At 58.9% G+C, this 24,865-nt stretch carries 27 protein-coding genes; 11 read left to right on the top strand and 16 right to left on the bottom strand.

The genetic code is table 11. The annotated features are described in order from the left end of the window. Window positions 1-119: 119 nt before the first annotated feature. The 7 genes from dmul_RS02930 (at window position 120) to dmul_RS02900 (ending at window position 6,846) form a co-directional block, all read left to right on the top strand. Entirely contained in the window at window positions 120-875 is a 756-nt protein-coding gene (locus dmul_RS02930; protein ID WP_020876138.1) for a FadR/GntR family transcriptional regulator, read from the top strand. A gap of 84 nt (window positions 876-959) precedes the next feature. Next, a complete protein-coding gene (locus dmul_RS02925) occupies window positions 960-1,727 on the top strand; it encodes an ABC transporter ATP-binding protein (protein ID WP_020876137.1) in 768 nt (255 codons plus the stop codon). 32 nt (window positions 1,728-1,759) lie between these two features. After that, window positions 1,760-2,896: a branched-chain amino acid ABC transporter substrate-binding protein gene (locus dmul_RS02920; RefSeq protein ID WP_020876136.1), complete on the top strand. Its 1,137-nt coding sequence runs from the start codon at window positions 1,760-1,762 to the stop codon at window positions 2,894-2,896. Between the two features lie 90 nt (window positions 2,897-2,986). Continuing rightward, window positions 2,987-3,898: a branched-chain amino acid ABC transporter permease gene (locus dmul_RS02915; RefSeq protein WP_040414641.1), complete on the top strand. Its 912-nt coding sequence runs from the start codon at window positions 2,987-2,989 to the stop codon at window positions 3,896-3,898. Next, a complete protein-coding gene (gene livM, locus dmul_RS02910; protein WP_020876134.1) occupies window positions 3,882-5,108 on the top strand; it encodes a high-affinity branched-chain amino acid ABC transporter permease LivM in 1,227 nt (408 codons plus the stop codon). Before dmul_RS02915 ends, livM begins: the two co-directional genes overlap by 17 nt. A gap of 15 nt (window positions 5,109-5,123) precedes the next feature. Beyond that, window positions 5,124-5,831, top strand: a complete 708-nt coding sequence (locus tag dmul_RS02905) for an ABC transporter ATP-binding protein (RefSeq protein ID WP_211276029.1) — start codon at window positions 5,124-5,126, stop codon at window positions 5,829-5,831. 16 nt (window positions 5,832-5,847) lie between these two features. Next, window positions 5,848-6,846 (top strand): YhdH/YhfP family quinone oxidoreductase, encoded by a 999-nt coding sequence (locus tag dmul_RS02900; protein ID WP_020876132.1) that lies wholly within the window; start codon window positions 5,848-5,850, stop codon window positions 6,844-6,846. Window positions 6,847-7,045: 199 nt separating this feature from the next. Here the strand turns inward: dmul_RS02900 and dmul_RS02895 are convergent, their stop codons facing one another. After that, window positions 7,046-7,237 (bottom strand): twin-arginine translocase TatA/TatE family subunit, encoded by a 192-nt coding sequence (locus tag dmul_RS02895; protein WP_020876131.1) that lies wholly within the window; start codon window positions 7,235-7,237, stop codon window positions 7,046-7,048. Between the two features lie 13 nt (window positions 7,238-7,250). Then, complete coding sequence (locus dmul_RS02890; protein ID WP_040414639.1) at window positions 7,251-7,658, bottom strand: hypothetical protein; 408 nt, start codon at window positions 7,656-7,658, stop codon at window positions 7,251-7,253. A gap of 195 nt (window positions 7,659-7,853) precedes the next feature. On the opposite strand from dmul_RS02890, the gene dmul_RS02885 reads away from it, so the two are divergent. From dmul_RS02885 to rfaD, 4 genes are all read left to right on the top strand, one after another. Next, the gene (locus dmul_RS02885; protein ID WP_040414664.1) at window positions 7,854-8,927 is read left to right on the top strand and encodes a uroporphyrinogen decarboxylase/cobalamine-independent methonine synthase family protein; all 1,074 of its coding nucleotides are present in this window, start codon (window positions 7,854-7,856) and stop codon (window positions 8,925-8,927) included. Next, window positions 8,924-9,772 (top strand): AAA family ATPase, encoded by an 849-nt coding sequence (locus dmul_RS02880; RefSeq protein ID WP_020876128.1) that lies wholly within the window; start codon window positions 8,924-8,926, stop codon window positions 9,770-9,772. Before dmul_RS02885 ends, dmul_RS02880 begins: the two co-directional genes overlap by 4 nt. 7 nt (window positions 9,773-9,779) lie before the next feature. Further along, a complete protein-coding gene (locus dmul_RS02875; RefSeq protein ID WP_020876127.1) occupies window positions 9,780-10,970 on the top strand; it encodes a vWA domain-containing protein in 1,191 nt (396 codons plus the stop codon). A 121-nt stretch (window positions 10,971-11,091) separates the two neighbouring features. Then, entirely contained in the window at window positions 11,092-12,078 is a 987-nt protein-coding gene (gene rfaD / locus dmul_RS02870; protein ID WP_020876126.1) for an ADP-glyceromanno-heptose 6-epimerase, read from the top strand. A gap of 88 nt (window positions 12,079-12,166) precedes the next feature. Here the strand turns inward: rfaD and dmul_RS02865 are convergent, their stop codons facing one another. From dmul_RS02865 to dmul_RS02800, 14 genes are all read right to left on the bottom strand, one after another. Further along, window positions 12,167-13,447 (bottom strand): TRAP transporter large permease, encoded by a 1,281-nt coding sequence (locus dmul_RS02865; protein ID WP_020876125.1) that lies wholly within the window; start codon window positions 13,445-13,447, stop codon window positions 12,167-12,169. Further along, a complete protein-coding gene (locus dmul_RS02860; protein ID WP_020876124.1) occupies window positions 13,444-13,926 on the bottom strand; it encodes a TRAP transporter small permease in 483 nt (160 codons plus the stop codon). The genes dmul_RS02865 and dmul_RS02860 overlap by 4 nt, the downstream gene beginning before the upstream one ends. 36 nt (window positions 13,927-13,962) lie before the next feature. Next, on the bottom strand, window positions 13,963-14,940 hold the full coding sequence (locus dmul_RS02855; protein WP_020876123.1) for a TRAP transporter substrate-binding protein: 978 nt from the start codon (window positions 14,938-14,940) through the stop codon (window positions 13,963-13,965). Window positions 14,941-14,980: 40 nt separating this feature from the next. Next, window positions 14,981-15,496, bottom strand: a complete 516-nt coding sequence (gene tpx / locus dmul_RS02850; protein WP_020876122.1) for a thiol peroxidase — start codon at window positions 15,494-15,496, stop codon at window positions 14,981-14,983. A gap of 1 nt (window position 15,497) precedes the next feature. Next, entirely contained in the window at window positions 15,498-15,959 is a 462-nt protein-coding gene (locus dmul_RS02845) for a hypothetical protein (protein ID WP_020876121.1), read from the bottom strand. Between the two features lie 275 nt (window positions 15,960-16,234). Continuing rightward, window positions 16,235-17,209 carry a thioredoxin-disulfide reductase gene (gene trxB / locus dmul_RS02840; protein ID WP_020876120.1) on the bottom strand — a complete coding sequence of 325 codons (975 nt, stop codon included), beginning with the start codon at window positions 17,207-17,209 and terminating at the stop codon, window positions 16,235-16,237. A 42-nt stretch (window positions 17,210-17,251) separates the two neighbouring features. Continuing rightward, on the bottom strand, window positions 17,252-18,364 hold the full coding sequence (locus tag dmul_RS02835; RefSeq protein ID WP_144016553.1) for an elongator complex protein 3: 1,113 nt from the start codon (window positions 18,362-18,364) through the stop codon (window positions 17,252-17,254). Then, window positions 18,349-19,065 carry a ribonuclease III gene (rnc, locus tag dmul_RS02830; RefSeq protein ID WP_020876118.1) on the bottom strand — a complete coding sequence of 239 codons (717 nt, stop codon included), beginning with the start codon at window positions 19,063-19,065 and terminating at the stop codon, window positions 18,349-18,351. The genes dmul_RS02835 and rnc overlap by 16 nt, the downstream gene beginning before the upstream one ends. Then, window positions 19,062-19,970: a PHP domain-containing protein gene (locus dmul_RS02825; RefSeq protein WP_234979192.1), complete on the bottom strand. Its 909-nt coding sequence runs from the start codon at window positions 19,968-19,970 to the stop codon at window positions 19,062-19,064. The genes rnc and dmul_RS02825 overlap by 4 nt, the downstream gene beginning before the upstream one ends. After that, window positions 19,960-20,322, bottom strand: a complete 363-nt coding sequence (dksA, locus tag dmul_RS02820; protein ID WP_020876116.1) for an RNA polymerase-binding protein DksA — start codon at window positions 20,320-20,322, stop codon at window positions 19,960-19,962. Before dksA ends, dmul_RS02825 begins: the two co-directional genes overlap by 11 nt. 184 nt (window positions 20,323-20,506) lie before the next feature. Next, window positions 20,507-21,874 (bottom strand): S41 family peptidase, encoded by a 1,368-nt coding sequence (locus dmul_RS02815; RefSeq protein ID WP_020876115.1) that lies wholly within the window; start codon window positions 21,872-21,874, stop codon window positions 20,507-20,509. 17 nt (window positions 21,875-21,891) lie between these two features. Beyond that, window positions 21,892-23,115 carry a murein hydrolase activator EnvC family protein gene (locus dmul_RS02810; RefSeq protein ID WP_020876114.1) on the bottom strand — a complete coding sequence of 408 codons (1,224 nt, stop codon included), beginning with the start codon at window positions 23,113-23,115 and terminating at the stop codon, window positions 21,892-21,894. Beyond that, window positions 23,079-23,957 (bottom strand): permease-like cell division protein FtsX, encoded by an 879-nt coding sequence (gene ftsX, locus dmul_RS02805; protein ID WP_020876113.1) that lies wholly within the window; start codon window positions 23,955-23,957, stop codon window positions 23,079-23,081. The genes dmul_RS02810 and ftsX overlap by 37 nt, the downstream gene beginning before the upstream one ends. Beyond that, window positions 23,954-24,781, bottom strand: a complete 828-nt coding sequence (locus tag dmul_RS02800) for a cell division ATP-binding protein FtsE (RefSeq protein ID WP_020876112.1) — start codon at window positions 24,779-24,781, stop codon at window positions 23,954-23,956. Before dmul_RS02800 ends, ftsX begins: the two co-directional genes overlap by 4 nt. Window positions 24,782-24,865: the final 84 nt, after the last annotated feature.

Below are 24,865 nucleotides of genomic sequence, written 5' to 3'. Positions count from 1 at the left end.
AAAAAAATGCTTGACAGCTTCTCCCTGATCATAGTAAATGGTCTGACCATTGACAAAAATGCAAAACACATCCATCAGCAAAACGGTATGGACAGTTAACCCTACGCCGCGAGAAACAGATGGAACCGCTTTTCAGAGAAGCCAGACAAAGCAGGATTTTCGAGGATGTGGTGGAGCAGATCGAGGAGGCCATCCTCCAGGGTCGTCTCAAGGCCGGGGATCGGCTGCCGGCCGAGCGCGATCTCAAGGATATGCTCAAGACCAGTCGCAGCACCCTCCGGGAGGCACTGCGGGTTCTGGAGCAGAAAGGGCTCATCGAGATCCGGCTCGGCACCGGCGGAGGTGCCGTGGTCAAAGCCGTCTCCTCCGACCAGATCTCCCAGAGCCTGGGCCTGCTGATTCGATCCCAACAGGTCTCCCTCGGTCAGCTGGCCGAATTCCGGGAACGGTTCGAAGGGGATGTGGTCGAACTGGCCGCAAGCCGGGCCGGGAAAACCGACCTTGACACGCTCCGAGATTATCTCCGGCAGGCGGCCCGATACGCGGCCGGCGGGGATGAAAATCTCGAGGACTTTCTCGAAGTGGACAAGAAGATTCATCTTCTCTTCGCCCACATGACCCGAAATCCCATCTACATCAGTATCCTGAGGACCGTTCACGACAACATCAATCTCTTTTTCAAGCGCTATCTGATCATGGCAACCCGGGAGATGGAGGAAAACCTGTCGGACCTCTACGATGTCGCGGCGGCCATCGAGCAGAAAGACGGCGGAAAGGCCCGAGAGCTGTTGCAGGCGCATGTTCGCCGCTTCAACAGTTACATGGAGCGACACCCGAAAGCAGGCCGGCCCGGGACGAACGGGAACTCGACATAACGCAGCAACCGCATACAGGTTCCGGGAGCGCTCCGACCCCATGAAACCGTACAACCCGTTCAAATCAGGAAAACAGCGGATACCATGGCACACTTAGAAATGCAGAACATCACCGTCAGGTTCGGCGGACTCAAGGCGCTCTCGGAGCTGAGCTTCGACATCAACGCCGGAGAAATCGTCGGCCTCATCGGTCCCAACGGTGCTGGAAAAACCACGGTCTTCAACGTCCTGACCGGCGTCTGCCGGCCGGTCCACGGCGACGTCCGATTCAACGGTGAAAGCATTCTCGGCCGCAGGCCCCACGAAATCTTTTCCATGGGCATCGCCAGGACCTTCCAGAACATCCGACTCTTTTCCAAAATGACGGCGGCTGAAAACGCCATGGTCGCGCGACACTGCCGATCCCGGAAAGGGGTCGTCGGCGCCATATTCAAAACACCCTCCCAACGGGCGGAGGAAGCGGCCATCATGGCGCGCGCCAAGACCGCCCTGGCCTTCATGGGGGTGGACAAATTCGCCGACACAGCGGCTGAAAACCTGCCCTACGGTTTGCAGCGCCGTCTCGAGATCGCCCGGGCCCTGGCCTCGGATCCCAAGGTGTTGCTCCTGGACGAGCCCGCCGCCGGAATGAATCCATCCGAAAGCTCCGAGTTGATGAAGGACATCGCGCGCATATCCGGCCTGGGCATCGACGTGCTTCTGGTCGAACACGATATGAAGGTTGTGATGGGGGTCTGCACCCGCATCGTCTGCGTTGACCGCGGTGTGAAGATCGCCGAGGGGGAACCTGAAGAGATACAGAAGAACCCCAGGGTGATCGAAGCCTACCTGGGTCAACCGGCAACACCCTGAACGCTCAACAATCACCAAGGAGGGTATCGAGAATGAAGAAAAAACTATTGAAGGCACTGGTATGGGGATGCGTTTTAGTACCGTTCATTCTGAGCGGCGCTGCTGCAAAAACCCTGAAAATCGGCTCCATGAGTCCCCTGACCGGGCCCTATGCCTCGGACGGCACGGACATCAAGAACGGTGTTCTCACTGCCATCGAAGTTTTCGAAAAGGAAGGGGGCATCCCCGGATACGACAAGATCGAGCTCTTCGCCCAGGATACGGCCTGTGACCCGAAGCAGGCGGTCGCCGCCGCCAACAAGCTGATCAACCTGGAGGTCGTCGGCGTCATCGGCGCCTACTGCTCCTCCTCCACCATCCCCGCATCGGAGACATTGGCCGAGGAAGACATTCCCATGCTGACTCCTGCCTCCACCAACGAGATGGTGACCGATCGCGGCCTTCCTTATATGTTCCGGCTCTGCGGACGGGATGACGACCAGGCCCCCGCATCGGCAAAATTCATGAAAGAGTCCCTGGGCGCCAAGACCATCTTTATCATCGACGACAAAACCACATACAGTCAGGGGTTGGCCGACGGCATCGAGAAGGCCTGCACGGACGTCGGCATCGAGGTGCTGGGTCACGACCACGTAAACCAGGGCGACAAGGATTTTTCGGCGGTGCTGACCAAGGCCAAGGACATCAACGCCGACATCGTATACATGTCCCTGCAGGGCTACTCTCCGGGCGCGCTCATGGCGATTCAGGCCAAGCGCATGGGGGTTTCCTCCACACTCGTGACCCAGGACGCCATGTTCCAGCCGAAGTTCATGGAGGTGGCCAAGGAAGCCGCCGAAGGCATCTACCTCACCTATGGGTACACCGACCCCAACACCCCGGAGTACAAAGCCTTTGAAAACATCTATGTTCCCAAGTACGGACCCATCGCCGCCTATGCCACCTATGCCTATGACGCCGCGACGGTTCTCCTCAAGGCCATCAAGGCGGCCGGCTCCACCGATCCCGCCAAGCTCAAGGCCGAGATCATGAAGATGGATTTCAACGGCGCCTCCAAACGCATCAAGTTCAGGGAAAACGGCGATTCCGGATCCACCTACATCGCCTTCAAGATCGAAAACGGCAAATTCGTCCCTTATTGGGATCCCCAGAAAGGGCTGCTCAAGTAAAAAGCGCATCAACGGGGCCGCGCCGCCGTCCTTCGGCGGAGCGGCCGCCCGTTCATGCTTCACCCTGAACCGAGTTTGAAAAGCGAATCTATGGACTATTTTTTTCAGCAGCTGATTAACGGCCTCACCCTGGGGGGGCTGTATGCCCTGATCGCTCTCGGATACACCATGGTATACGGCGTGATCCAGCTGATCAATTTCGCCCACGGCGAGCTCTTTGCCGCAGGGGGCTATGTGGGCGTTATTCTCCTCGGCTATTTCACGGGGAGGGGATATCTGGAAACCCATCCCATCCTCTGTCTTATCGGCGCCTTCGCCCTGACCATGGGATATTGCGCCTTTCTCGCCGTCGGCGTCGAGAAGGTGGCCTACAAACCCCTTCGCCGTCAACCGAGGCTGGCGGTGCTCCTCTCGGCCCTGGGTATGTCCATTTTCCTCAGCAACGCCCTGATGCTGACGCAAGGCGTCTACGACAAGGCCTACCCCAGCGAACTCTTCCAGGGCGGATTCGACCTGGGAGGGGTCACCATCAGCTACCTGCGCATCATGATCCTGGCCATGACGGTGGTGCTGCTGATCGGGCTCAACCTGTTGGTCTTCAGGACCAAGATCGGCATCGCCATGCGGGCCACGGCCCAGGACAAGATCATGTCCTCTCTCGTCTCCATCAGCAGCAACCGGATCATATCCCTGACATTTGCCATCGGCGCGGGGCTCGCGGCCGCAGCCGGGGTCATGGTGGGCCTCTATTACGGGTCCGTGCGCTACGACATGGGGTTTCTGCCCGGTATCAAAGCCTTTGCCGCCGCCGTGCTGGGCGGGATCGGCAACATCACGGGCGCCATGCTGGGCGGGCTCATCATCGGGATGGTGGAAATTTTCGGTGCGGGTTACATCTCCGGTCAGTACAAGGACGTGTTTGCCTTTATCATTCTGATCGCCGTGCTTTACTTCAAGCCAACGGGAATCATGGGCGAGAATATCGATGATACACGAGTATAGGAAAACCCTGAAAAATTACGCCATCGGCCTCTTGTGGCTCCTGGGGCTCCTGTGGCCGCTTCTCGGCATCCACCCGGACGGAACCCTCTCCTTCGACAGGACGTTCACCACCTGGCTTTACATCGCCGCCGGCTCCTTCCTCTGCCTCCTGATTTACATCCTGAACAAAAGCGGCCTTCTCCGGCCCGTGGGCAATGCCCTGTCGGCACCTCGGGAAAAGGCGTCCCGACTCATCGGCGCCGTTCCCGTATGGGTATGGATCGGGGCATTGTTGGCGGCGGCCTGCCTCTATCCCCTTTTCACCGGCCGGTACGCCCAGGACGTGGCCACAAACGTGCTGATCTACATCTGCCTGGGGCTGGGGCTCAACATCGTCGTGGGGCTCGCCGGCATGCTCGATCTCGGCTACATCGCCTTTTACGGGGTTGGGGCCTACACCTACGCCCTGCTCAACCTCCATTACGGCCTCTCCTTCTGGATCTGTCTGCCCATCGCGGCGGCCCTCGCCTGCATCGCCGGTTGCATCATCGGCTACCCGACCCTCAGGATGCGGGGCGACTACCTGGCCATCGTAACCCTGGGTTTTGGTGAAATCGTTCGTATCATCCTCAACAACTGGATGACCCTGACCAACGGTCCCAACGGACTCCTCGGCATCAAGCCGCCGTCCATCTATGTCCCGAGTTTCGAGGCCGGTTTCAGTTTTGAACTCCTTTACATCAAAAAACTGCAATATCTCTATTACATCGCTCTGGGCCTGGCGATCCTGACGATTACGGCAGTCCGGCGACTCAACCATTCCCGGATCGGAAGGGCCTGGGAGTCGATCCGGGAGGACGAGACCGCCGCGGAGCTGATGGGCGTCAACACCTTCATTCTCAAGCTGCTGGCCTACGCCATGGGAGCGCTTTTCGCAGGGCTGGCCGGCGCGTTTTTCTGCGCCCGAATGCGCTTCGTCAGCCCGGAAAGCTTCACGTTCATCGAGTCGGCCATGGTGCTGAGCATGGTCGTCCTGGGGGGGATGGCCTCCATTCCCGGCATCATGCTGGGGGCCGCCGCCCTGATCGTCCTGCCGGAAGTCTTCCGGGAGTTTGAAACCTACCGCATGCTGGCCTTCGGTCTGGCAATGGTGGTGATGATGCTCTTCCGGCCCGCCGGCCTGATTCCCGCCAAGAGGATGGGCACGCGATCCGAGGACAGGGAGGGATAAAACGCCGTGGAACCGATACTGCAACTCAACGACATCGTGACGAGCTACGGCCGGATTCAGGCCCTCAAGGGGATTTCCATCAAGGTGTTTCCAGGAGAGATCGTCGCCATGATCGGTGCCAACGGCGCCGGAAAATCGACCACTCTCATGGCCATCTGCGGCATCCTGCCCATCGACCGGGGGGAGATCCGGTTCAAGGGCCGCTCCATCCAGGGCATGCCCCCTGAAAAGCTGCCGCCCATGGGACTCTGCCAGGTGCCGGAAGGCCGACGCATCTTCCCGCGCCTCACTGTTGACGAGAATCTCGCTCTGGGCGCTTTTTACCGGCACGACACCGAGGAGATCGAAAAAGACCTCGATACGGTTTACGGCCTGTTTCCGATTCTCAAGGACCGGCGGCGCCAACACGGCGGAACCCTTTCGGGTGGGGAGCAACAGATGCTCGCCATTGGACGGGCGCTGATGAGCCGCCCCCAGGTGCTGCTCCTTGACGAGCCCTCGCTGGGGCTGGCGCCCCTGATCGTTCAAAAGATCTTCGATATCATCGATGACATCAACAAGACCCAGGGCACCACAATCCTTCTGGTGGAACAGAACGCCAACCTGGCCCTTCAGACGGCCCAGCGAGGTTATGTGCTGGAAACCGGCCGCATCATCATGGAGGACCGGGCTGAAACCCTGATACACAACCCGGAAATTCGGAAAGCCTACCTAGGGGAATAGACGAAAGGCGGACGGCATGACACAGAAACGATTCAAGGCGATGTGGGTGGAAGAGATCGAACGAAACCGGTTCAAACGGACCATCATCGAGCGAACCACGGATGATCTGCCCGACGGAGATGTCCTGATCAGAGTCAGGTATTCATCCCTCAACTACAAGGACGCCCTCTCGGCCGTCGGGAACCGGGGCGTCACCCGCAAATACCCCCACACGCCGGGCATCGACGCGGCGGGAACCGTCGAGGAGAGCCGAGTGGACGCCGTAAAGGCGGGGGACGAGGTCATCGTCACCAGCTATGATCTCGGCATGAATACGCCGGGCGGATTCGGCCAGTATATCCGGGTGCCGGCCGCATGGGTGGTCCCTCGGCCCGACGGGCTGAGCCTCCGGGAAAGCATGGCCTTCGGAACCGCCGGATTTACGGCGGGCCTCTCTATCCATTACCTCACCCATGGCGTTTCGCCGGACCGGGGAGAGATTCTGGTCACCGGCGCGACGGGCGGCGTCGGGAGCCTTTCGGTGGCGATGCTGGCCAAGCTGGGCTATTCGGTGACCGCCGCCACGGGAAAAACCGATGCGGCGGACTTCCTGAAAGCTATCGGGGCCCGGGAGATCATCTCCAGATCAGCAGCCCTCGACACCAGCGAAAAACCGCTGCTCAAGGGACGGTGGGCCGGTGTGGTCGACACGGTCGGCGGGGAAATTCTGGCCACGGCCATCAAATCGACGGACCTCCACGGCACCGTGACCTGCTGCGGCAATGTCGCCTCGCCAAAGCTCTCCATCACCGTGTTCCCCTTCATCCTGAGGGGCGTCAGGCTCATCGGCATCGATTCCCAGAACTGCCCCATGGACACCCGGGTCCGGGTGTGGAACAAACTGGCGGCGGAATGGCGGCCGGCAAACCTCGACCGGATGGTCCGGGAGATCCCCCTTGCCGATCTGGATGAAAACATCGACATCATCCTCAAAGGCGGTCAGAAAGGCCGCGTCATCGTCAACCTCGACGCCTGAACAGCCGTCGCCCCCATAAACCGGCGGGAAAGTGCGACCGATCCGAAGATCGGTCGCCGATACCCACTACCCACTTTCGTCGATCCGGCCCCACAAGGGATCAGAACGCCGTTTGCCGCGAGCGCGCCTTTGCAGCCTTCCGGCTTCAACCGGATCTCATTACACTGTATTGAACGAAAAAGATGTTTCAGAGAAGGGATCAGGACGGGTCGTTCTTGTCCTCGAGTTTTTCCGGTTCGTCCTCTTTTTTGCCGGATTCGGATGTGGCGGATTTAAAATTGCGAATGGCCTTCCCCATCCCGGCGCCGATTTCCGGCAATTTGCCGGCGCCGAAGATGATCAGGATAATCACCAGGATAATAATAAGTTCCGGCATGCCAATTCCAAACATAGATTAACTCCTCCTATTCAAAAGGCCCGACCTGTTTCAGCTCTTCCAGAAGCTGTCTGAATTCCTTCGACTGCAGATAGGTGTCAATGGTGCCCCGGTAATCGATCCACCGCCGCCAGACATCGAACCATTGACGGTTGCGCCAGTAGCAGGTCTGGTCTCCTCTTCCCTGGAGCCGTTCGATATAGTCGACATACTCCTCCGCGCAACTGTCGCAGAAAACGTACGGCACCCTGAGATCACGCTCCCGATGCGCCGCCTCGTCATCGAGTTCCTGATGACATTTTTCGCAGGTGAGAATCCCCTTGGCCTCCTGCAGGACCGCCCGGACGGCCTGAAGCTTACGCTTTCGGTCAGCGGCCACCTTCTTTTCCCGCGCCTCCTGGAACTTGTTTTCCAGAGAGATGATATCGGCCATCATAACCTCACCCGGCAAAAATTATTCACGGCAAACCGGCCATGTATCCGCTACACATTCAAAACATACCACCGCCCTTGTCGGGTGTCAATTATTCTATATTGTCAAATCCCCGATCGAATGGTAATCTTAATGGATTTGATAAAAGAGCGACACAGCCGCTTTACGAGCGAAAACGACAGAAAGGTGACAGAAACCATGGAAGAAACATTTCGGCCGGGGGGGCTTCCGGTGCTCATCGGCAGCCTTCCTCTGGACGACCACGAAGCGGCGGCCCGCCTGGTGTTTCGCCACACGCCCGAAATCCCCCTCTGGGTGCAGTTGCCGGTCTTTCCCAAGGAAGGAATGATCGCCCAGTTCATGCCGGGGCTTCCGGGACTCGCGACGGTGGAAGGCCGGACGTGCATCGACACGTCCGCCGGGAATTTTGCCGCCGACCTTGCCGCTTTCTACGAAGACTATCTGGCCGTCACCGACGGGGGCGCAACCCTCGACGGATCACGGTTCGCGCTTACGCCGGATATGGCCCGGGGCTTCTACGTCTTCATGGACCATGTCGCGGCCCTCAAAACTCCGCCCGTCGCCCTGAAGGGCCAGGTTACCGGCCCCATCACCTTCACCACCGCCGTCAAGGATCAAGCCGGACGGGCCGTGTTTTACGATGAATCCGTCCGGGACGCCGCCGTCAAGCTCCTGGCAGAAAACGCCCGATGGCAGATCCGGCAGCTCTCCCGTTTCGGCCGACCCGTCATCCTGTTCATCGACGAACCGGCTCTGGCCGGGTTCGGATCATCGGAATTCATCAGCATCTCCAAGGCGGACGTGGCCGCGGCTCTGGGCGAGGTCATCGACGCCGTCCACGCCGAAGGCGGCCTTGCCGGTATTCACGTCTGCGCCAATACCGAGTGGGACCTGATTATCGACACGCCGATCGACATCGTCAATTTCGACGCCTATACCTATTTCGATCGGTTCATCCTTTACGGGGAGGCCGTCCGACGGTTTCTGGAGGCGGGACGGATCATCGCCTGGGGAATCGTCCCCACCAGCGAGGCCGTGGCGAACGAAACCGGTGACGCCCTCGCGGCCCGGTGGGAAGACCAGGCCGCCCAGGTCCGGAAGCTGGGCTTCGACCGGGAGCGCATCCTGTCCCAGACCCTCATTACGCCAAGCTGCGGCACCGGCTCCCTGAGCCGTGAACATGCCGTCCGCGTCCTCGATTTGACACGGGCGGTTTCCAGACGAATAAGAGGAATCGAGGTGGATCGATGACACACAACGGACTTAAATTCAGCGGTGCCAACCGCTACGTACTGGATGATGAACTGGCGAGCATCGTCAACATTTCCATGGCACTCGAGATGCCCCTGCTGCTGAAGGGGGAACCCGGAACGGGCAAGACCATGCTCGCCCACGCCATCGCCGAGAGCCTCCACATGCCGCTCATCGTCCTGAACGTCAAATCGAGCATGAAGCTGGTGAACGCCCTCTACCAGTACGACACCCTCACCCGGCTCAACGACAGCCGTTTCGGGGACTCCCGGCGGGACGTCAGCAACATCGAGGAGTACATCACCATGGGCAGGATCGGTCAGGCCTTCACGGCCGACCGGCGGACGGTTCTGCTCATCGACGAGATCGACAAGGCCGACACCGACTTCCAGGACGACATGCTCGACGTCCTCGACCAGATGGCCTTCGACATCATGGAGATCGACAAGACCGTCCAGACCCGCCACAGGCCGGTCATCATCATCACGTCCAACGCCAAGAAGGATCTGTCCGATCCGTTTCTGGGCCGATGCAATTTCCATCACATCGCCTTTCCGGACCCGAAGATGATGCGCAAGATCATCTCGGTGCATTTTCCCGGGCTCGAGGAGAACCTCCTGGAGGGGGCCATCACCGCCTTCTATGGCCTGCGGGAGTTGGATGCCGTCGAGAAAAAGCCGGCGACCCGGGAACTCATCAACTGGATACGGGCCCTCAAGGCCGATCCGGACTTCACGCCGAAAAAGCTGCAGAAAGGCGAGATTCCCTACCTGGGGGTTCTGTTCAAGAAAAGCGGAGACTACCAGCGGGCCCTCAACTTCACCAGCCGTCGGAAACTCTTTTAGGACGCCCATGTTCATCGATTTCTTTTATCTGCTGAGACGTTCCGGGATTCCCGTCAGTCCAACGGCATTTCTGACCCTGCACAAGGCGCTCGCCGGGGGGCTGATCCTTTCCCTTAACGACTTCTATACGGCCTCCCGGGCGATTCTGGTCAAGAGCGAACGGTATTTCGACATCTTCGACCAGGTCTTCGCTCACCACTTCCAGGGCGCCGACCTGCCCGATACAGAAGGCTTCGACCTCGACGAAGTCGCCCGGCTTCTCCTCGAACAGTGGCTGAAGAACCCGAGGGAGCTGGCCGGAGCCTTTGGCGAGGATGAGTCGACACTGAGCCGGCTCTCCCCCGACGAACTGATCGAATACTTCAAGGAGCGACTCAAGGAGCAGACAGGGGCGCATCACGGCGGCAGCAAGTGGATCGGCACCGGCGGCAGGTCTCCTGTCGGCCATTCGGGATACCATCCCGGCGGCATGCGGGTGGGCGGGGTTTCCCGAAACCGTTCCGCCGTAAAGGTGGCCATGGACCGCCGGTACAAGGATTACTCCCTGGAAGGCCCCCTGACCCAGGCCATGATGGGTGAAGCCCTGAAGCGGCTCCGGAACCTGGTGCCGGCGGGGCCCAGGGACCAGGTCAATGTGGACGAGACCCTCTACCAGACCATGAAAAACGCGGGCGAGATCGAGATCGTGTTCGAGCAGAGCCTCAGGGACCGTCTCAAGGTCATCCTGGCCATCGACAACGGCGGCTGGTCCATGGATTCCTACATTTCGGTGGTCCAGACCCTCTTCAACTATGCCCGGGCCCAGTTCAAGGAGCTCTCGACCTATTTTTTTCACAACACCATATACGACAACGTCTGGTCGGACCCGGCGCGATACCGGAAGCCCCGGCGCGTGGCGGATTTTGCCCGGTTCGATCCGGAAACCCGTTTTATCGTCGTCGGGGATGCAAGCATGGCCCCTTATGAACTCATGACCGCCGACGGATCGATCCATCTGGAGGAGCGGAGCGGGAAGCCGAGCATCGAGCAGCTCCGGTTCCTGACCGAGATCTTTCCCCGATCGGTGTGGCTCAATCCCGTACCGGAAAGGATGTGGGGCTACACCCGCACCATCACCATGATCGCCCGGATCTTTCCTATGTTCGAACTCTCCATAGACGGCCTGGAAAAGGCCGTGGCCCATCTCTCCGCAAAATGAGGCTATAGGCTGAAGACTGAAGGCTGAAGGGGTGGACACAGCCCCGCTTGCGGCGGGCGCACCCCTTCAGCCTTCAGTCTTCAGCCTATCAATACGAACCCCTCAGCAAAAGGACGACATCATGATCGTTATCACCGGCGGCGCTGGATTCATCGGAAGCGCCATTGCCTGCCGGCTCAACCGCCGGGGCATCGACGACCTTCTCATCGTCGACCACCTGGGCGAATCGGAAAAATGGAAGAACCTGGTGCCCTTGAGGTATCTCGACTACCTCGACCGGAGCGACTTCATCGAAAAACTCGAAACAAACGCCTTTGGAAACGATATCCGGACAATTTTCCACCTGGGCGCCTGCTCGTCCACCACCGAGCGCAACGCCGATTTTCTCATGGAGAACAACTATCGCTACACGGCCCGCATCGCCCAATGGCAGACCATCCATCGGGACTGCCGCTTCATCTATGCCTCCAGCGCGGCAACCTACGGTGCGGGAGAACAGGGCTACAAAGACGACGCGGCGACCCTCCACCGGCTCCGCCCCCTCAACATGTACGGGTATTCGAAGCACCTCTTCGACCTCCTGGCGCGGCGCAAGGGCTGGCTGGACCACATGGTCGGCCTCAAATACTTCAACGTATACGGCCCCAACGAATACCACAAGGGGGACATGCGGAGCGTCGTCAACAAGGCCTATCCCGATGTCCGGGACAACGGCAGGATCCGGCTTTTCAAGTCTTATCGAAGGGATTACGGGGACGGCGAGCAGGTCCGGGACTTCATCTATGTGGCCGACGCCGCGGCCATGACTCTCTTTTTTCTCGATCATCCCGAGGTCAACGGCATCTTCAATATCGGCACGGGGACGGCCCGATCCTGGAACGACGTGGCCCGTGCCCTCTTTTCCGCAGCCGGAAAACCGGTGAACATCGAATACGTTCCCATGCCCGAATCCCTCAGGGGAAAATACCAGTACCACACCTGCGCGGACCTGTCACGGCTCCGCGAGGCCGGCTGTACCCATGCCTGCACGCCCCTGGAGGAGGCCGTCCGGGAGTATGTCCGGGACTATCTTGCCCTCGACAGCCGCCTGGACCCCGAAAAAGGCTGAAGGCCGCAAGCTTTAGGGGATAAGAAGCGCCGAGGGTCACGGCGGCGCGCCTTCGGCCTGACCCCGGAGCGGCATCGGGGCCGGATGGCTATTTCGTGACGAGCCCGGACAGCCACATGGTGAGCGGCGGGAAAAAGGTGATGACCATCAGATCGGCGATCAGAATCGCCAGAAACGGCAGCACCCGGCGACTGACGGCCGTTATGGCGTCCCCCGATATGGATCCCGAGACGATGAGGCAGATCCCCATGGGAGGCGTCAGCATGCCGATGGCCAGGTTGGTGACCACAATGGCCCCCAGATGGACAAGGTCGACGCCGAGGTCTGGCAGCATGGCCGTGATCATGGGCACCAGCAGGATCAGGGCCGCCGTGGTCTCGACGAACGTCCCGGCCGTGAGCAGCACGAGATTGATCAGCAGGAGCAGGAGCACCGGGTCGTCCGTCAGGGAGAGAAGGCCCGAGGAAAGGCGCGCGGGTACCTCTTCGATGGCGGCGATCCAGCTGAAAACGGATGCCGCGGCGATGATGAACATCACGATGGATGCGGTGAGCGAACCGTCCCGGAAAAGGGTGAAGAGATCCCGGGGCCGGATATTCCGGTAAACAACCATCCCCACGAACAGGGCATAGACGACGGCGACAGCGGCGGATTCCGTCGCGGTGAAAATACCGAAGAGGATTCCCCCCAGAATGATCAGGGGCGTCCCCAGCGCCAGAAAGGCCCGCCGAAAGGTTCGCAGGACCTCGGTCAAGGAAAACCTTGAGACGGCGCCGTATCCCCGTCGGCGCGAGATCAGCGTAGCAACGACGATCAGGGAAACGCCGATCAGCACCCCGGGCAGGATACCCGCCGCAAAAAGCCGGCTGATGGACGCACCGGTCAGGAACCCGAAGACGATCATGGGAATCGACGGCGGAATCACGACACCAATGGCGCCGCCCGAGGCCTGAACCGCCGCCGCGAAATCCGAATCGTAGCCCGATTTCTTCATGGCCGGTATCATGACCGCACCCACGGCGGCCGCGTCGGCCGCCGCCGATCCCGATATCCCCGCAAAAAACATGGCCGACACCACGGCCACCGCCGCAAGCCCGCCGGGAAGCCATCCCACGAGGGCGTTGGCGAAATCGATGATCCGTCTGCTGATGCCCCCCGCCTCCATGATGACCCCTGCATACATGAAGAGCGGCACCGCCATGAGATGGAAGGAATCCGTCCCGCCGAACATCCGCTGGACCACCATCATGAGAGAAACATCCCCCTGCACGAGGATGGCGATGATGGACGACACACCGATGGCCACGGCAATCGGCGCATTGATGACAAAGAGAAACAAGAGGGACAGGATGAGGAGTTGAGCGGTCATTCGGACGCCCGGGGCTTAACGTCTCCGGCAAGACGCGCCAGGGCATGGACCATGAGAATGGCGCCGCTCAGGGGAATGACGGCGAAAAGGATCCATTTGGGCAGAAAGAGGGCCGGAGAAATCTGAAGGCGGACAAAATAGGCGAACCGGCAGCCGAACACGATCATGACGCCGAAAAGGGCCATGGAAGCCCCGTGGACCACAATGAGGGCTGCCTTCCGCAAACCCGGCGACATCCGGACATACAGAACATCCACGCCGGGGTGCATTCCTCGGCGATAGGCCGAGGAGGCGCCCAGAAAAGTGAGCCACACCAGGAGGTACCGCGCCAGTTCCTCCGACCAGAAAAGAGACTGATTCAACACGTATCGGGAAAATACCTGAGCCGCCACGACGCTGGTCATCGTCAGCCCCATGACGGCCAGACACCCCTCGACGCCTCGGTTCAGGCGTCGGCTTGCGGTTTCCAGCACGTTCATCACGGCATCACCGCAAACGGGCGATCCCGAACCGCGTCATCGGGTGGCCGCCAGCATCCGGGCCAACAGGGATTTCACCCGGGGATCCTGATAGAGATTCATCTCCCGCATCACGTCCGTCTTTTCCCGAAAAGAGGCGATGTCCGGACGCTTCTCGATCTGCATCCCCTCCTCCTCGAGCATCCGGAGACGATCGGCGTCCCTGGCCCGGTTGTCCGCCCGCTGGAAAACGGCCGCCGCCTTCATGGCGGTCTGCAGCAGGCTCTGCATCTCGGGGGCCAGGCGGTTCCACCAGGAGAGGGACGCCACGGCGATATGGGGCGAGTAGACATGGCGGGTCAGCGTCAGGTATTTCTGGATCTCATGAAACCGGTAGACCTCCAGAACCCAGAGAGGGTTCTCCTGTCCGTCGATGACCCCCTGCTCCAGTTCGGTGTAGATGGGCCAGGGCATGGGGGTGGGATTGGCGCCCATGGACTGCCAGATAGCGTTGTGGAGGGCGGAGTCCATGACCCGGATCTTGAGTCCGGAAACATCGGCGGCGGTCCTGACCGGTCGCTTGCTGTTGGTGAGGTTCCTGAAGCCGTTCTCCGAGAAACAGAGTCCCTTGAAACCGGATGCCTCGAGTCCCGTCAATATCTCCGCTCCCAGAGGACCGTCCAGAACGGCGTCGGCCTGGGCATCGTCCCTGAACAGAAACGGATAATCGATGACCCGGACGATAGGGTCGAAGGTATCGAAGACACCGCTGGTGATCACCCCCATCTCCACCGTACCCATCTGAATCTGCTGCAGAATCTCCGTCTCGTTTCCCAGGGACGCGCTATGGAAGACTTTCACCGTCACCTCGCCGTTGGTGCGCTCGTCCACCAGAGCCTTGAATTTTTCGGCGGCAATGTTCTGGGCAGAGCCGGGTTTGGTCACCACCCCCAGCTTCACGGTCATGGCGGCCATGGCCGGAACGGCCAGGAACACCACGGCGATCATCGCAAACCATCCTCCCCATCGCTTCATGATTTTCCTCTCCTCTGCCGGGTCGATCCGCACAATGCGCCTATACCAGTTTCCTGACGGCGGCGACGGCCGCCGCATAATCGGGTTCATCGGCGATCTCACCCACGGTCTCGACATAGCGGACCACCCCTTCCCGGTCCACGACGAAAACAGCCCTGGCCAGAAGCCGGATGCCCTTGATCAGGACACCGTAGGCCAGACCGAACTCCGCCGTCCGGTGGTCGGAGAGGGTCACCACCCGATCGACGCCGGCGGCGCCGCACCAGCGGCTCTGGGCAAAGGGAAGGTCCATGCTGACGGTGAGCATCGCCACGTCTTCCCCCAGGGCTGCGGCTTCCGTGTTGAAACGGCGCGTCTCCATGTCGCATACGGGCGTGTCGAGGGAAGGCACCGAAGAGATGACACACACTTTCCCTCTGTATGCGGAAAGCTTGACGGACGAAAGATCCGTGGCCGTCAGTTCGACATCCGGTGCAGGGTCGCCTGCCTTGATCTCCCTTCCCAGGAGGGTTACGGGATTTCCCTTCATGGTCACGATACCGCTACGTTCTTCCATATCAGGCCTCTCTTTCCGTTAGGTCGGCGGCATCCGCCAACAGTTTCCTGACCAGGTCCGTCAACGCGGGAGACAAGGGTTTCCATCCGCCCTGGAGGGCGCCTTCCTCCCGCCAGACAAACACGGCTTCGTCGAAACGATCGCTGCCGGGATAGCGAAGATTCTCGTCTTTGGAGGGTGCTTCGTAGTATTCGACCCAGACCATCCGCTCGGGGTCGATACCGAATTCCCGAACCACCTTGGTAGCGATATGGCTGGCGCAGCTCTTGACCGACATCTGGTTCGGAGTCCACGAGGGTTCACGGGGAATATCCGAAACAACAACGATGATGGGCTTCAAGTGGGCAATCCGACGCCCGCCGTCCTTGTCGAGATCGAATATTCTCAGTCGACATTGGCCGCTGCCGAGCTTCAATCGTCCGCCCCATCCCTCCCAGGAATAAATATCATCGTATATCAGCATCCCGCGTCCCCGTGTTGCAAGAGTGTTGTCGTAAGGATCGAATACGGAGCCCCGATGCTTTGCGACGCGCTGTGATCGGGATTTCCGGCATTCGTCGACATGATAACTCAACTTTCGACTTTCATAGGCCGGTGCCGGTTACCATCATGAAAGTCGAAAGTTGAGATGATAAAAAGAATCATAATGAGCCGTCAATGGGATGTCAAACCCAAATCATCCGATCGCGGGTATCCCGACGTTCGGGTACAACCGCTCACCCGGGAAAGCGTGTCACGTCACTCGAGCAGATCCGCGGGAATTTCACAGGTATCCGGAACGGAGCGCCGCGTCTCGACGAAATGAGCCGCCGCCAGGGCTGCAATGCAACCGTCCGCGGCCGACACGACGATCTGACGGGCATACTTTTCCCGGAGATCCCCGATGGCGAAAATACCGGGAATCTGGGTTTCACATTTCTCGTCGGTAACGACGTAGCCGTCGGCATTCTTTTTTATGCCCGCCGGCACGAGGTCGTTGTTGGGGTCGAACCCGATGAAGATAAACACGCCGTCCACATCCATGGAACGGGTCTCTCCCGTCCGGGAGTCTTTCAGCCCGACACCGCGGACCCCCGAGTCGTCGGCATTGATCCGTGTCAGAACCGTATTCCAGAGAACCTCGATGTTACAGTCGGCCTCGACCCGCTGCTGGAGGATCATGCTGGCCCGGAATGTATCCCGACGGTGGGCGATGTAGACCTTTTTGGCGATTTTGGCCAGATAAAGCGCCTCTTCCGTGGCCGTATCCCCGCCGCCCACGACGACGACGGTCTTGTTTCTGAAAAAGAAACCGTCGCAGACGGCACAGTAGGAAACGCCCCTGCCGTAATAATCATCCTCCCCGGGGATCGCCAGTTTGCGGGGCGTTCCCCCGGTGGCGAGAATCACCGCGTGACTCTTCAGCACCGTTCCCGATGCCAGCCGAACCGTGTGGTGTTCCAGACCCGGCTCGACGGCCGTCACCTCGTCGGCGGCCGTTTCCAGATCGCAAGCCCTGGCATGGTCGGCAAATTTCATGGAGAGATCCGCACCGCTGATATGGGAAAATCCCGGGTAGTTTTCCACCTCGTCCGACATGGTCACCTGTCCGCCGGCAAGCCCCTTCTCCACAAGGATTGTTTTCAAGGCTGCACGCATGGCGTAAATCCCGGCCGACAACCCCCCCGGTCCTCCGCCGACGATCACCAGATCATAGTTGTTGTTTTCTGACATGACATCCCTCCAGGTTCGCCAAATTCCGGATATAATGCATCGTCATTGCCCCACCCCTTCATCGTCGATGGCTCTCTCGTCGCTGAAACCGCCTTGCACGGCCCTGACGGCGGTCATCGCCATGTCGGAGTCGGGAACGATCCCCAATGTATCAATATGAAACAGTTCTTTTAAAATTTCAATATTCTTGTTCCCAAGACCCCGCATCTTCGAAATATTCCGGGGATGCACATGGATGGCCACGGGGGCTGAAGGTTGGACCGCCTTGTCCAGAAGCCTTACGGCGCAGGACAGAAAAAGCTTCGACAGGACCAGATGTCCGAAGGCGGGATGATAGGGCCCTGCCAGGATCGTCTCGGCGTCGTCCAGGGTCGAGGATGCCTGAAGCCCCATGCGGATCACCGGAATCCCGTGCCGGGAAAAAAGGGCATGGAGGTGAGCGACGAGGGATACGGCCTCTTCCATGGAAAGCGGAACGTACCGACCCTGGCGGTACCAATGGGCCAGAAGACTGTTTTTCAACACCACCGTGGGATAAATCCGAACGAAGTCCGGTGCGAGATCGACGATCGCCCGGGCGGTTTCCATGGCGGTTTCAGATGTGTCCCCGGGCAAACCGACCATCGTTTGAAGGCCGACCTTCAGGCCGCGGGATTTCAGCTGTCGAACAGCCTCTCGGGTATCCGCCGCCGTGTGGCCCCGGCGGACCCGGGCCAATATGCGGTCATCCATGGACTGAACCCCGAGCTCGACGGCACTGACGGGAACCATCGACAGGAGATCGAGGCGGTCAGGGGTTATCGTATCCGGTCGGGTCGAACAGCGAATCCCGTGGACGGACCCCTCGCGGAAAAACGGTTCCGTCGCCGCAAGCAGCCGCTGGATTTCCGAGACGGTAAGGCCGAGAAAATTTCCGCCGTAAAAGGCGACCTGAACCTCTCCCCGACCGCCGCCTTTGTAGTTCAGGAAAGTCGCTATCCGCGAACCCACCGCCGCGGATGATGGGACACTGCCCGATGATTGGGTGATTTCCGATTGATTGCAGAAGGCGCACCGGTGAGGACATCCGGCATGGGGAAGGAAAACCGGGATGATGAAAGGTTTTTGGGGTGCGGACGGAAGATCGGTGTTCTCTGACATCATCTCGGGGGACAACAATTTTCCAGCAGCTTCAAGATCCGCCGCGCCGCATCCTGTTCAGCCGTTTTTTTGCTCTTGCCGACACCCTCGGCCTCCAGGTCGCAGACCGTGATCCTGACGGCAAAGGTTTTATCGTGATCCGGACCGCTTTCCCCAATCACCTGATAGGTCGGCATGACCTTGTGGGTCGTCTGAACAATCTCCTGAAGACGGCTTTTGTAGTCGGCCCTCGACACCGGCGCCGTCGTGCCCAGAACCTTTGCGGAAAACCGCCCCCGGACAAAGTGGAAGGCCGCGTCAAATCCGCCGTCCAGATAAATGGCTGCGATGACAGCCTCGAAGGCGTCGGCCAGAATCGATTTCTTTTCCCGGCCGTTGCTTTGGCTCTCGCCTTTGCCCAACAAGAGAAAATCTCCCAGGTCGATCTCCCTGGCCACGCTCGCCAACTCCGACTCGTTGACGAGATGGGCACGCATTCGGGAAAGATCTCCTTCAGGCATCTCGGGATACCGGTCCATCAGCATATGCCCCACCACCAGGTTGAGAACGGCATCCCCCAGAAACTCCAGGCGCTCGTTGTCTCTCATGGACATTCCCGGGGTATGCGTTTCCGGCTGTTCATTGACAAAAGAGCTGTGCCGGCAGGCCTCCTCGAGCAGATCTTTATTCTTGAACCGATAGTCTATCTTGTATTCCAGTTTTGACAGTTTCATCATCTTTCGATCGGCAGCGTCTCTCGGCAGATCCGCCCCAACGCCCGGGACAGTTTTTCGTGAACTTCACAGGGGACCGAAAATGTTCCGTCACCGACGCCCAGATCGATGCCCGGCGAGATAGCCCCGTGGTAGTCGGTACCTCCCGTCGCGACCAGGCCGAAACGCTCCGCCGTTTTCCGGTACAAGGCCGTCTCCGCCGGAGAATGGGACGGATAATACACCTCGATCCCCCCGAGGCCCAGGTCGGTCAATCCGCGCACCAATTCCTCGAAGTCAAGGCCGTCCGCGGGGGGCAGAAGGCCCGGGTGGGCCAGCACCGCGATACCGCCGGCATTACGGATCAGACCAATCGCCGTTTCGCATTCGATGCGATATTTGTCGACATAGGCCGGTCGTCCGGCGCCGATGTACCGATCGAAAGCTTCGTCAAAGGTCTTGACATATCCTTTGCGGATCATCAACCTGGCGATATGGGGTCTTCCCACCTGAACATTTCCCGCATCGGCATGGAGTTCGTCCATGGAGATGTCCATTCCCAGATTACGCAGCCGCTCCACCATGTCGGGGTTCCGGTTCCTGCGCGCCGTTCGAAGGAGGGCCAGGGCATTTTCCATTGCCGGGTCGTCAAGGCGCATACCGTAACCCAACACGTGGAAACTGCCGCGGGCGGGGTAGAACCGGGGGAACGCCGCACTGATCTCGACCCCCGTGAAAAAGTGCATCGATGCGGGGATGCCTGCCGCCGCCGCCGCTCTCGCACCGGCTACCGTATCGTGGTCCGTGATGGCGAAGGCTTTCAATCCGATCGCTTCAGCCCGTAAAATGAGCTCGGCAGGCGTATGGGTGCCGTCCGAAGCCGTGGAATGAACATGAAGATCCACCATGACGTCACCCTTACAGTCCAAGTGCTTTCTCCATCGCCTCCTGGCGGGTCTTGCACTCGATACACAGGGTGGTCACCGGCCGGGCCTTGAGACGCTCGATGGAGATATCCTCCCCGCAGCTTTCACAGATACCGAAAGTGCCGTCCTCTATCCGATCCAGGGCCTTCTTGATCTTTTTGATAAGCTTGTTTTCCCTGTCACGAATGCGAAGCATGAAATTGCGATCGGATTCGAGGGACGCTCGATCCGTCGGGTCCGGAAAATTCTCTTTCTGATGCGTCATCCCGGTCACGGTATGGTCTGCACGATTCAGAAGTTCCTGGAGCCGACTGGTTAGAAATTCCCTGAAATACTCAATAGTTTCATCTTTCATAGTTCGCTCCGCGGAATATGGTTGGGTCTCTGTTGCTGCCATGCTTTTTTATAGATAACTGTTTAACATAATCATGATTGACAGTGTAGTAAAGAAAAAAACGGGCCGGCAGGATCCCCTCTTGGGATCCTGCCGGCCCGACGCGATGATCCGGGCGCGGAAACACCGCCCGGATTCCCGGATCCTATCCGCGGGTTTCCGCCAGAATCTGGTAGCCCTTCAGGATTTCGAGAGCCCGCATCACCTGGTTGTCGGTTTGAAGGCCTTTGAGGTCCAAAGGGCCGTATCGGCTCTCTGTACTCTGTTCTTTCCCGGACTCTTTCTCTTTCGCGTCCTTTTCAGGAGAGACGGGTACCGACATGTCCGGGAACGGTTCGGCGTCCAGATGATTTTTGAGGTCTCTCTCCTTCAGCATCCGCTCGCTCTCCGCCAGGGTGTCTTCCGCGATCAGGCGTTCCCTGACCTCGATGTCGGGCACAATGCCCTGGGCTTGAATGGATCGCCCGCTGGGGGTGTAGTATCTGGCAATGGTGAATTTGAGCCCGTATCCGTCCCGAAGGGATTCGACCGTCTGGACGGACCCCTTGCCAAAGGAGGTGGTCCCGAGAATCACCGCTCGATGGTGGTCCTGCAGCGCGCCCGCCACGATCTCGGAGGCGCTGGCGCTGCCGCCGTTGATCAGGACGACGATGGGATAGTCATGCCGGTTTCGATTGGGTTTGGCGTCGAAGTTCTTGGTGTGCTTCTCGAGACGCCCCTTGATGGAGACGATATTACCTTTTTCGAGGAAAACATCCGATACGTCCACGGCCTCGTTGAGAAGCCCGCCGGGATTGTCTCTCAAATCCAACACCAACCCTTTCATAGGGGTTTTCCCCCCTTCCAGATCCGTAAGAGCGGCGGTCAGATCGCCTGTGGTATTTTCCTGAAAATTGGTGATGCGGATATAACCGAATCCCGGCTGAAGGGCCAGGTGGCGAACGCTTTCGATGGGAATGATATCCCGGACCAGCGTAAAATCCATGGGGTTCGCCTCCCCTTCCCGAAAGATGGTGATGGCCACCGATTCACCCTTGGGGCCCCGCATCTTTTTGACCGCCTCCCAGAGCATCATATCCTTTGTCGACTCGCCGTCGACTTTGATAATGACGTCTCCTGCCCGGATTCCGGCCTTATACGCAGGGGTTCCCTCGATGGGGGAGATCACGGTCAGAAGCCCCTTCTGCATGGTGATCACGATACCGATACCGCCGAATTCCCCCCGGGTATCGATCTGAAGTTCCTCGAAGGCCTCAGGAGGAAGGAGTTGGGAATGCGGATCCAGGCTCCCGACCATGCCTTGAATAGCCTTCTGGATCAAGTCCTTGCTGTCGACGGGATCGACATAGTTCTTTTCGATAAGATCGATAACGTCCGAAAATATTTTGAGTCCCTTGTAGGTCTCCTCATCGCCGGCCGACAGTTCCGGGAATCCCACCGATCCAAGCCACGAAAAAATCATGACGAAGAGGATGAGACAGGGTTTGGCAAACCGTTTGGTGTATCGAGGCATTGATTGACTCCTTTGTGTTATCCTTTGTTCAACCACGTCATAGGGTCGACCGGTTTTCCATGATGGCGCACCTCAAAATGGAGGACAGGATCGCCGACGGCGCCGCTGTCGCCGACCGTTCCGATCACCTCGTCCGCATGGACGGGATCCCCCTTACGTTTGAACAGCTCTTCGGCGTGCGCATAAAGTGTGTAGTAATGGTCCTCGTGGTCGATGATGATCATGTTGCCGTACCCTTTGAACCAGTTCGAAAAAATGACACGCCCGCCATGGACCGAACGGATGGGCGCACCTCTGTCGGCCTGGATATCGATGCCGCTCTGGAAATTCATAACACCGTATTCTTTATTTCGGTACGGCCCGAAAGAACTTATAATTCTACCTTCAACCGGCAGTTTAAGCAAGCCCTTTAACCGTGCGAAACCCGTCGGCGCATTACCGGTCGAAGGCGCTTTTTTCGGCTTTTCGATCCGAAAGGACGCAATCTTTTCATCCAGCGCCGCAGCCTGTCGCCGCAGGGCTGCCAGGCTTGCCTCTCTCAGGGCTTTCCGGTCGCGAATCTCCCGCAGTAAAGCGGCCCTCTGAGTTCGACGGTGTTCCATATCCGCCAGTTCCCGGCTGTACGTTTCCTTCACGGTCGCCCGCCGGGCTCTTTGACGGTCCAGGCGTTCGCTCAACTCAGAGAGGGCCGTCCGGCGTTCCTTGTAATCCGCCAGGGTCGCCCGATCCTCTTCCAGGATGTGGGCCAGGGCGTTTCTTCGCCTCAAAAAATCCGTAAGGGAATCGGCTCCGGCCAGAACCTGCATCCGACCGAGGCGGTTGAGCTTATAGAGGCTGACCATTCTTTCGTCCGCATGGGTTTTTCGGGCATGAAGCGCGGCTTTCACGCTCTCGGACTTTGCCAGAACCCCTGAAATTTCATCCTCCAGCGTCTGCAACTCCTTTTGCGCTCCTGCAATACGCTTGCGTGCTGCGTCAATGGACAGATCGATTTCGTTCAGGCTGTCAATGACGTCCTTTTCCTCCCGGCTGAAGGTTCGGATGTCCCTTTGACGCTCCTCCATCTGCTGTTGCGTTTCGCTGCGGCGCTCTTTGAGGTGCTCCAGTTTCCGCGGCGGCCCCTCCTCTCCGTGCGCGGGCATATGTCCTACGGCGAGGACAACCCAGGCGGCAAGAGCGACCATCGGCAGAATGCCCGCAGCGGTCAGGAGCGTAAGAACTTTCTGAGGGAGATATAACATCCCAACCACCCGACAAGTGCGCTTCCCAAAAGGATGATGAAAAGGGTTTGGACCGGCAGAAAGCGCATCTCGAATAACGACGAGACCACGACCGTTCCCACATTGGCGACCAACAGCCGATAGAGTTCGAACAACACCCCGATACCCACAAGGCCGCCCACGGCCCCCAGCAGCAGACTCTGGACATAGAAAGGATATTTGATGAACCGCTCCGATGCACCGACCAACCGCATGATCTCGATCTCTTCCCGCCGGGAATAGAGAACAAGCCGGATGGTATTGGCCACGAAAAATACCACCGCCGTAAAAAACAGGCCGCCCATGCCGTAAAGGGTCAATCGGAACAGATCGAGGATGCTGACAAACCGTCCCAGCCATTCCCGGCCGTATTCGACCTCCGCCACACCGTCCAACACGCGGATTTTCTCCGCAATAGGATCGATGTGATCCCAGTTCCAGGAACGTACCCCCACCAGGACCTCATAGCTGTCCGGCAGCGGGTTCTCCGTAATGCCGTCCAGCAGGGATGCCTGCTCTCCCAACTGGACTCGAAAGCGCTCGAGGGCTTGCTTTCGGGACACGAACGTGACCTCCCTCACGTCGGGAACGGCGGATAGGGTCTTTCCCAGTCCCGCAACGGCTTCCGCCGGCAAGTCCTTCTTCAGGTAGACCAGAATCCGGGTATCCTCGACCCATCGGTTCACCAGAGCGCCGGCATTGAGAAAAAAGAGGTTGAAGGCGCTGAAGATCAGAACGGACAAGGCAATGCTCGTCAGGGTAACGGCATTGAGAAAGAGATTGCCCTTCAGATCCTTGATCACTTTCTTCGCAAAATAGATCATAGTTGTTGCTTCGGAATGACGGTTGACACTTCGAGATAGCCGTCGTTGAGAAGAATCACCCGGCCGCCCGTGTTTCGGATCAGTTCCGTGTCGTGGGTCGCGATGATAACCGTCCCCCCCCGCCGATGATAGAGCTTGAGAAGATTCAGAATCACCCGTGCCGAGTCGGCATCGAGACTTCCGGTCGGCTCGTCGGCGACGATGATTTTTGGATTTCCGGCAATGGCGCGGGCTACGGCCACCCGCTGTTGTTCTCCACCGGAGAGGCTGGGGGGGAAAGCCCGGCTGCGGTCCGCCATTTTCACCGTCCTGAGGAGGCTGTTGACCATCTTTTTGATGGAACGGCGCTCCACGCCGACCGCTTCGACGACCAAAGCAACGTTGTCGTAGACGTTCTTGGTGGGAATCAGCTTGTAATCCTGGAAAATGATGCCGAATTTCCGGCGGAGGAACGGCACGCGCCTTCTGGAGATTCGAGACAGGTTCAGGCCGTCCACGATGATTTGACCTTCCGACGCCGTTTCACCAAGATAAAGCAGCTTCAGAAGGGTGGTTTTCCCGGCGCCGCTGGGTCCGCTGAGAAAGAGGAACTCATTGTCGGCGATATCCAGGGAGATATCGACAAGCGCACTCTTGGCGCCGTATCGCTTGGTAACGCGGTACATCTGTATGATGGCACTCTTCGATTCGTAAGCCGTCAAGGCGGATCCTCTCCGATCCGGTGCTTTTGAATTGACCCCTGCGATGTTAACTGGTATGGGGTTGACATGTCCGGGGAGTGCTGTTTCCAGTTTTCCTCGCGCCAAGCCTCCACTGTATCCCATTATCACGCTTCTTCCACAACAGTGGAGGCTTTTTTATCTGATGAAGACGCTAAAATCAAGATGTTATTCACCGATCGATCCGAC

Source organism: Desulfococcus multivorans, from assembly GCF_001854245.1.
GTDB lineage: Bacteria > Desulfobacterota > Desulfobacteria > Desulfobacterales > Desulfococcaceae > Desulfococcus > Desulfococcus multivorans.
This window is presented reverse-complemented; position numbering and strand designations above follow the sequence as displayed.

Coding starts and splice junctions, on each gene's coding strand:
- dmul_RS02930 (WP_020876138.1), top strand. CDS start 120: ATGGAACCGCTTTTCAGAGAAGCCAGACAAAGCAGGATTTTCGAGGAT.
- dmul_RS02925 (WP_020876137.1), top strand. CDS start 960: ATGGCACACTTAGAAATGCAGAACATCACCGTCAGGTTCGGCGGACTC.
- dmul_RS02920 (WP_020876136.1), top strand. CDS start 1,760: ATGAAGAAAAAACTATTGAAGGCACTGGTATGGGGATGCGTTTTAGTA.
- dmul_RS02915 (WP_040414641.1), top strand. CDS start 2,987: ATGGACTATTTTTTTCAGCAGCTGATTAACGGCCTCACCCTGGGGGGG.
- livM (WP_020876134.1), top strand. CDS start 3,882: ATGATACACGAGTATAGGAAAACCCTGAAAAATTACGCCATCGGCCTC.
- dmul_RS02900 (WP_020876132.1), top strand. CDS start 5,848: ATGACACAGAAACGATTCAAGGCGATGTGGGTGGAAGAGATCGAACGA.
- dmul_RS02895 (WP_020876131.1), bottom strand. CDS start 7,237: ATGTTTGGAATTGGCATGCCGGAACTTATTATTATCCTGGTGATTATC.
- dmul_RS02890 (WP_040414639.1), bottom strand. CDS start 7,658: ATGATGGCCGATATCATCTCTCTGGAAAACAAGTTCCAGGAGGCGCGG.
- dmul_RS02885 (WP_040414664.1), top strand. CDS start 7,854: ATGGAAGAAACATTTCGGCCGGGGGGGCTTCCGGTGCTCATCGGCAGC.
- dmul_RS02880 (WP_020876128.1), top strand. CDS start 8,924: ATGACACACAACGGACTTAAATTCAGCGGTGCCAACCGCTACGTACTG.
- dmul_RS02875 (WP_020876127.1), top strand. CDS start 9,780: ATGTTCATCGATTTCTTTTATCTGCTGAGACGTTCCGGGATTCCCGTC.
- rfaD (WP_020876126.1), top strand. CDS start 11,092: ATGATCGTTATCACCGGCGGCGCTGGATTCATCGGAAGCGCCATTGCC.
- dmul_RS02865 (WP_020876125.1), bottom strand. CDS start 13,447: ATGACCGCTCAACTCCTCATCCTGTCCCTCTTGTTTCTCTTTGTCATC.
- dmul_RS02860 (WP_020876124.1), bottom strand. CDS start 13,926: ATGAACGTGCTGGAAACCGCAAGCCGACGCCTGAACCGAGGCGTCGAG.
- dmul_RS02855 (WP_020876123.1), bottom strand. CDS start 14,940: ATGAAGCGATGGGGAGGATGGTTTGCGATGATCGCCGTGGTGTTCCTG.
- tpx (WP_020876122.1), bottom strand. CDS start 15,496: ATGGAAGAACGTAGCGGTATCGTGACCATGAAGGGAAATCCCGTAACC.
- dmul_RS02845 (WP_020876121.1), bottom strand. CDS start 15,959: ATGCTGATATACGATGATATTTATTCCTGGGAGGGATGGGGCGGACGA.
- trxB (WP_020876120.1), bottom strand. CDS start 17,209: ATGTCAGAAAACAACAACTATGATCTGGTGATCGTCGGCGGAGGACCG.
- rnc (WP_020876118.1), bottom strand. CDS start 19,065: ATGATGAAACTGTCAAAACTGGAATACAAGATAGACTATCGGTTCAAG.
- dksA (WP_020876116.1), bottom strand. CDS start 20,322: ATGAAAGATGAAACTATTGAGTATTTCAGGGAATTTCTAACCAGTCGG.
- dmul_RS02815 (WP_020876115.1), bottom strand. CDS start 21,874: ATGCCTCGATACACCAAACGGTTTGCCAAACCCTGTCTCATCCTCTTC.
- dmul_RS02810 (WP_020876114.1), bottom strand. CDS start 23,115: ATGTTATATCTCCCTCAGAAAGTTCTTACGCTCCTGACCGCTGCGGGC.
- ftsX (WP_020876113.1), bottom strand. CDS start 23,957: ATGATCTATTTTGCGAAGAAAGTGATCAAGGATCTGAAGGGCAATCTC.
- dmul_RS02800 (WP_020876112.1), bottom strand. CDS start 24,781: ATGGGATACAGTGGAGGCTTGGCGCGAGGAAAACTGGAAACAGCACTC.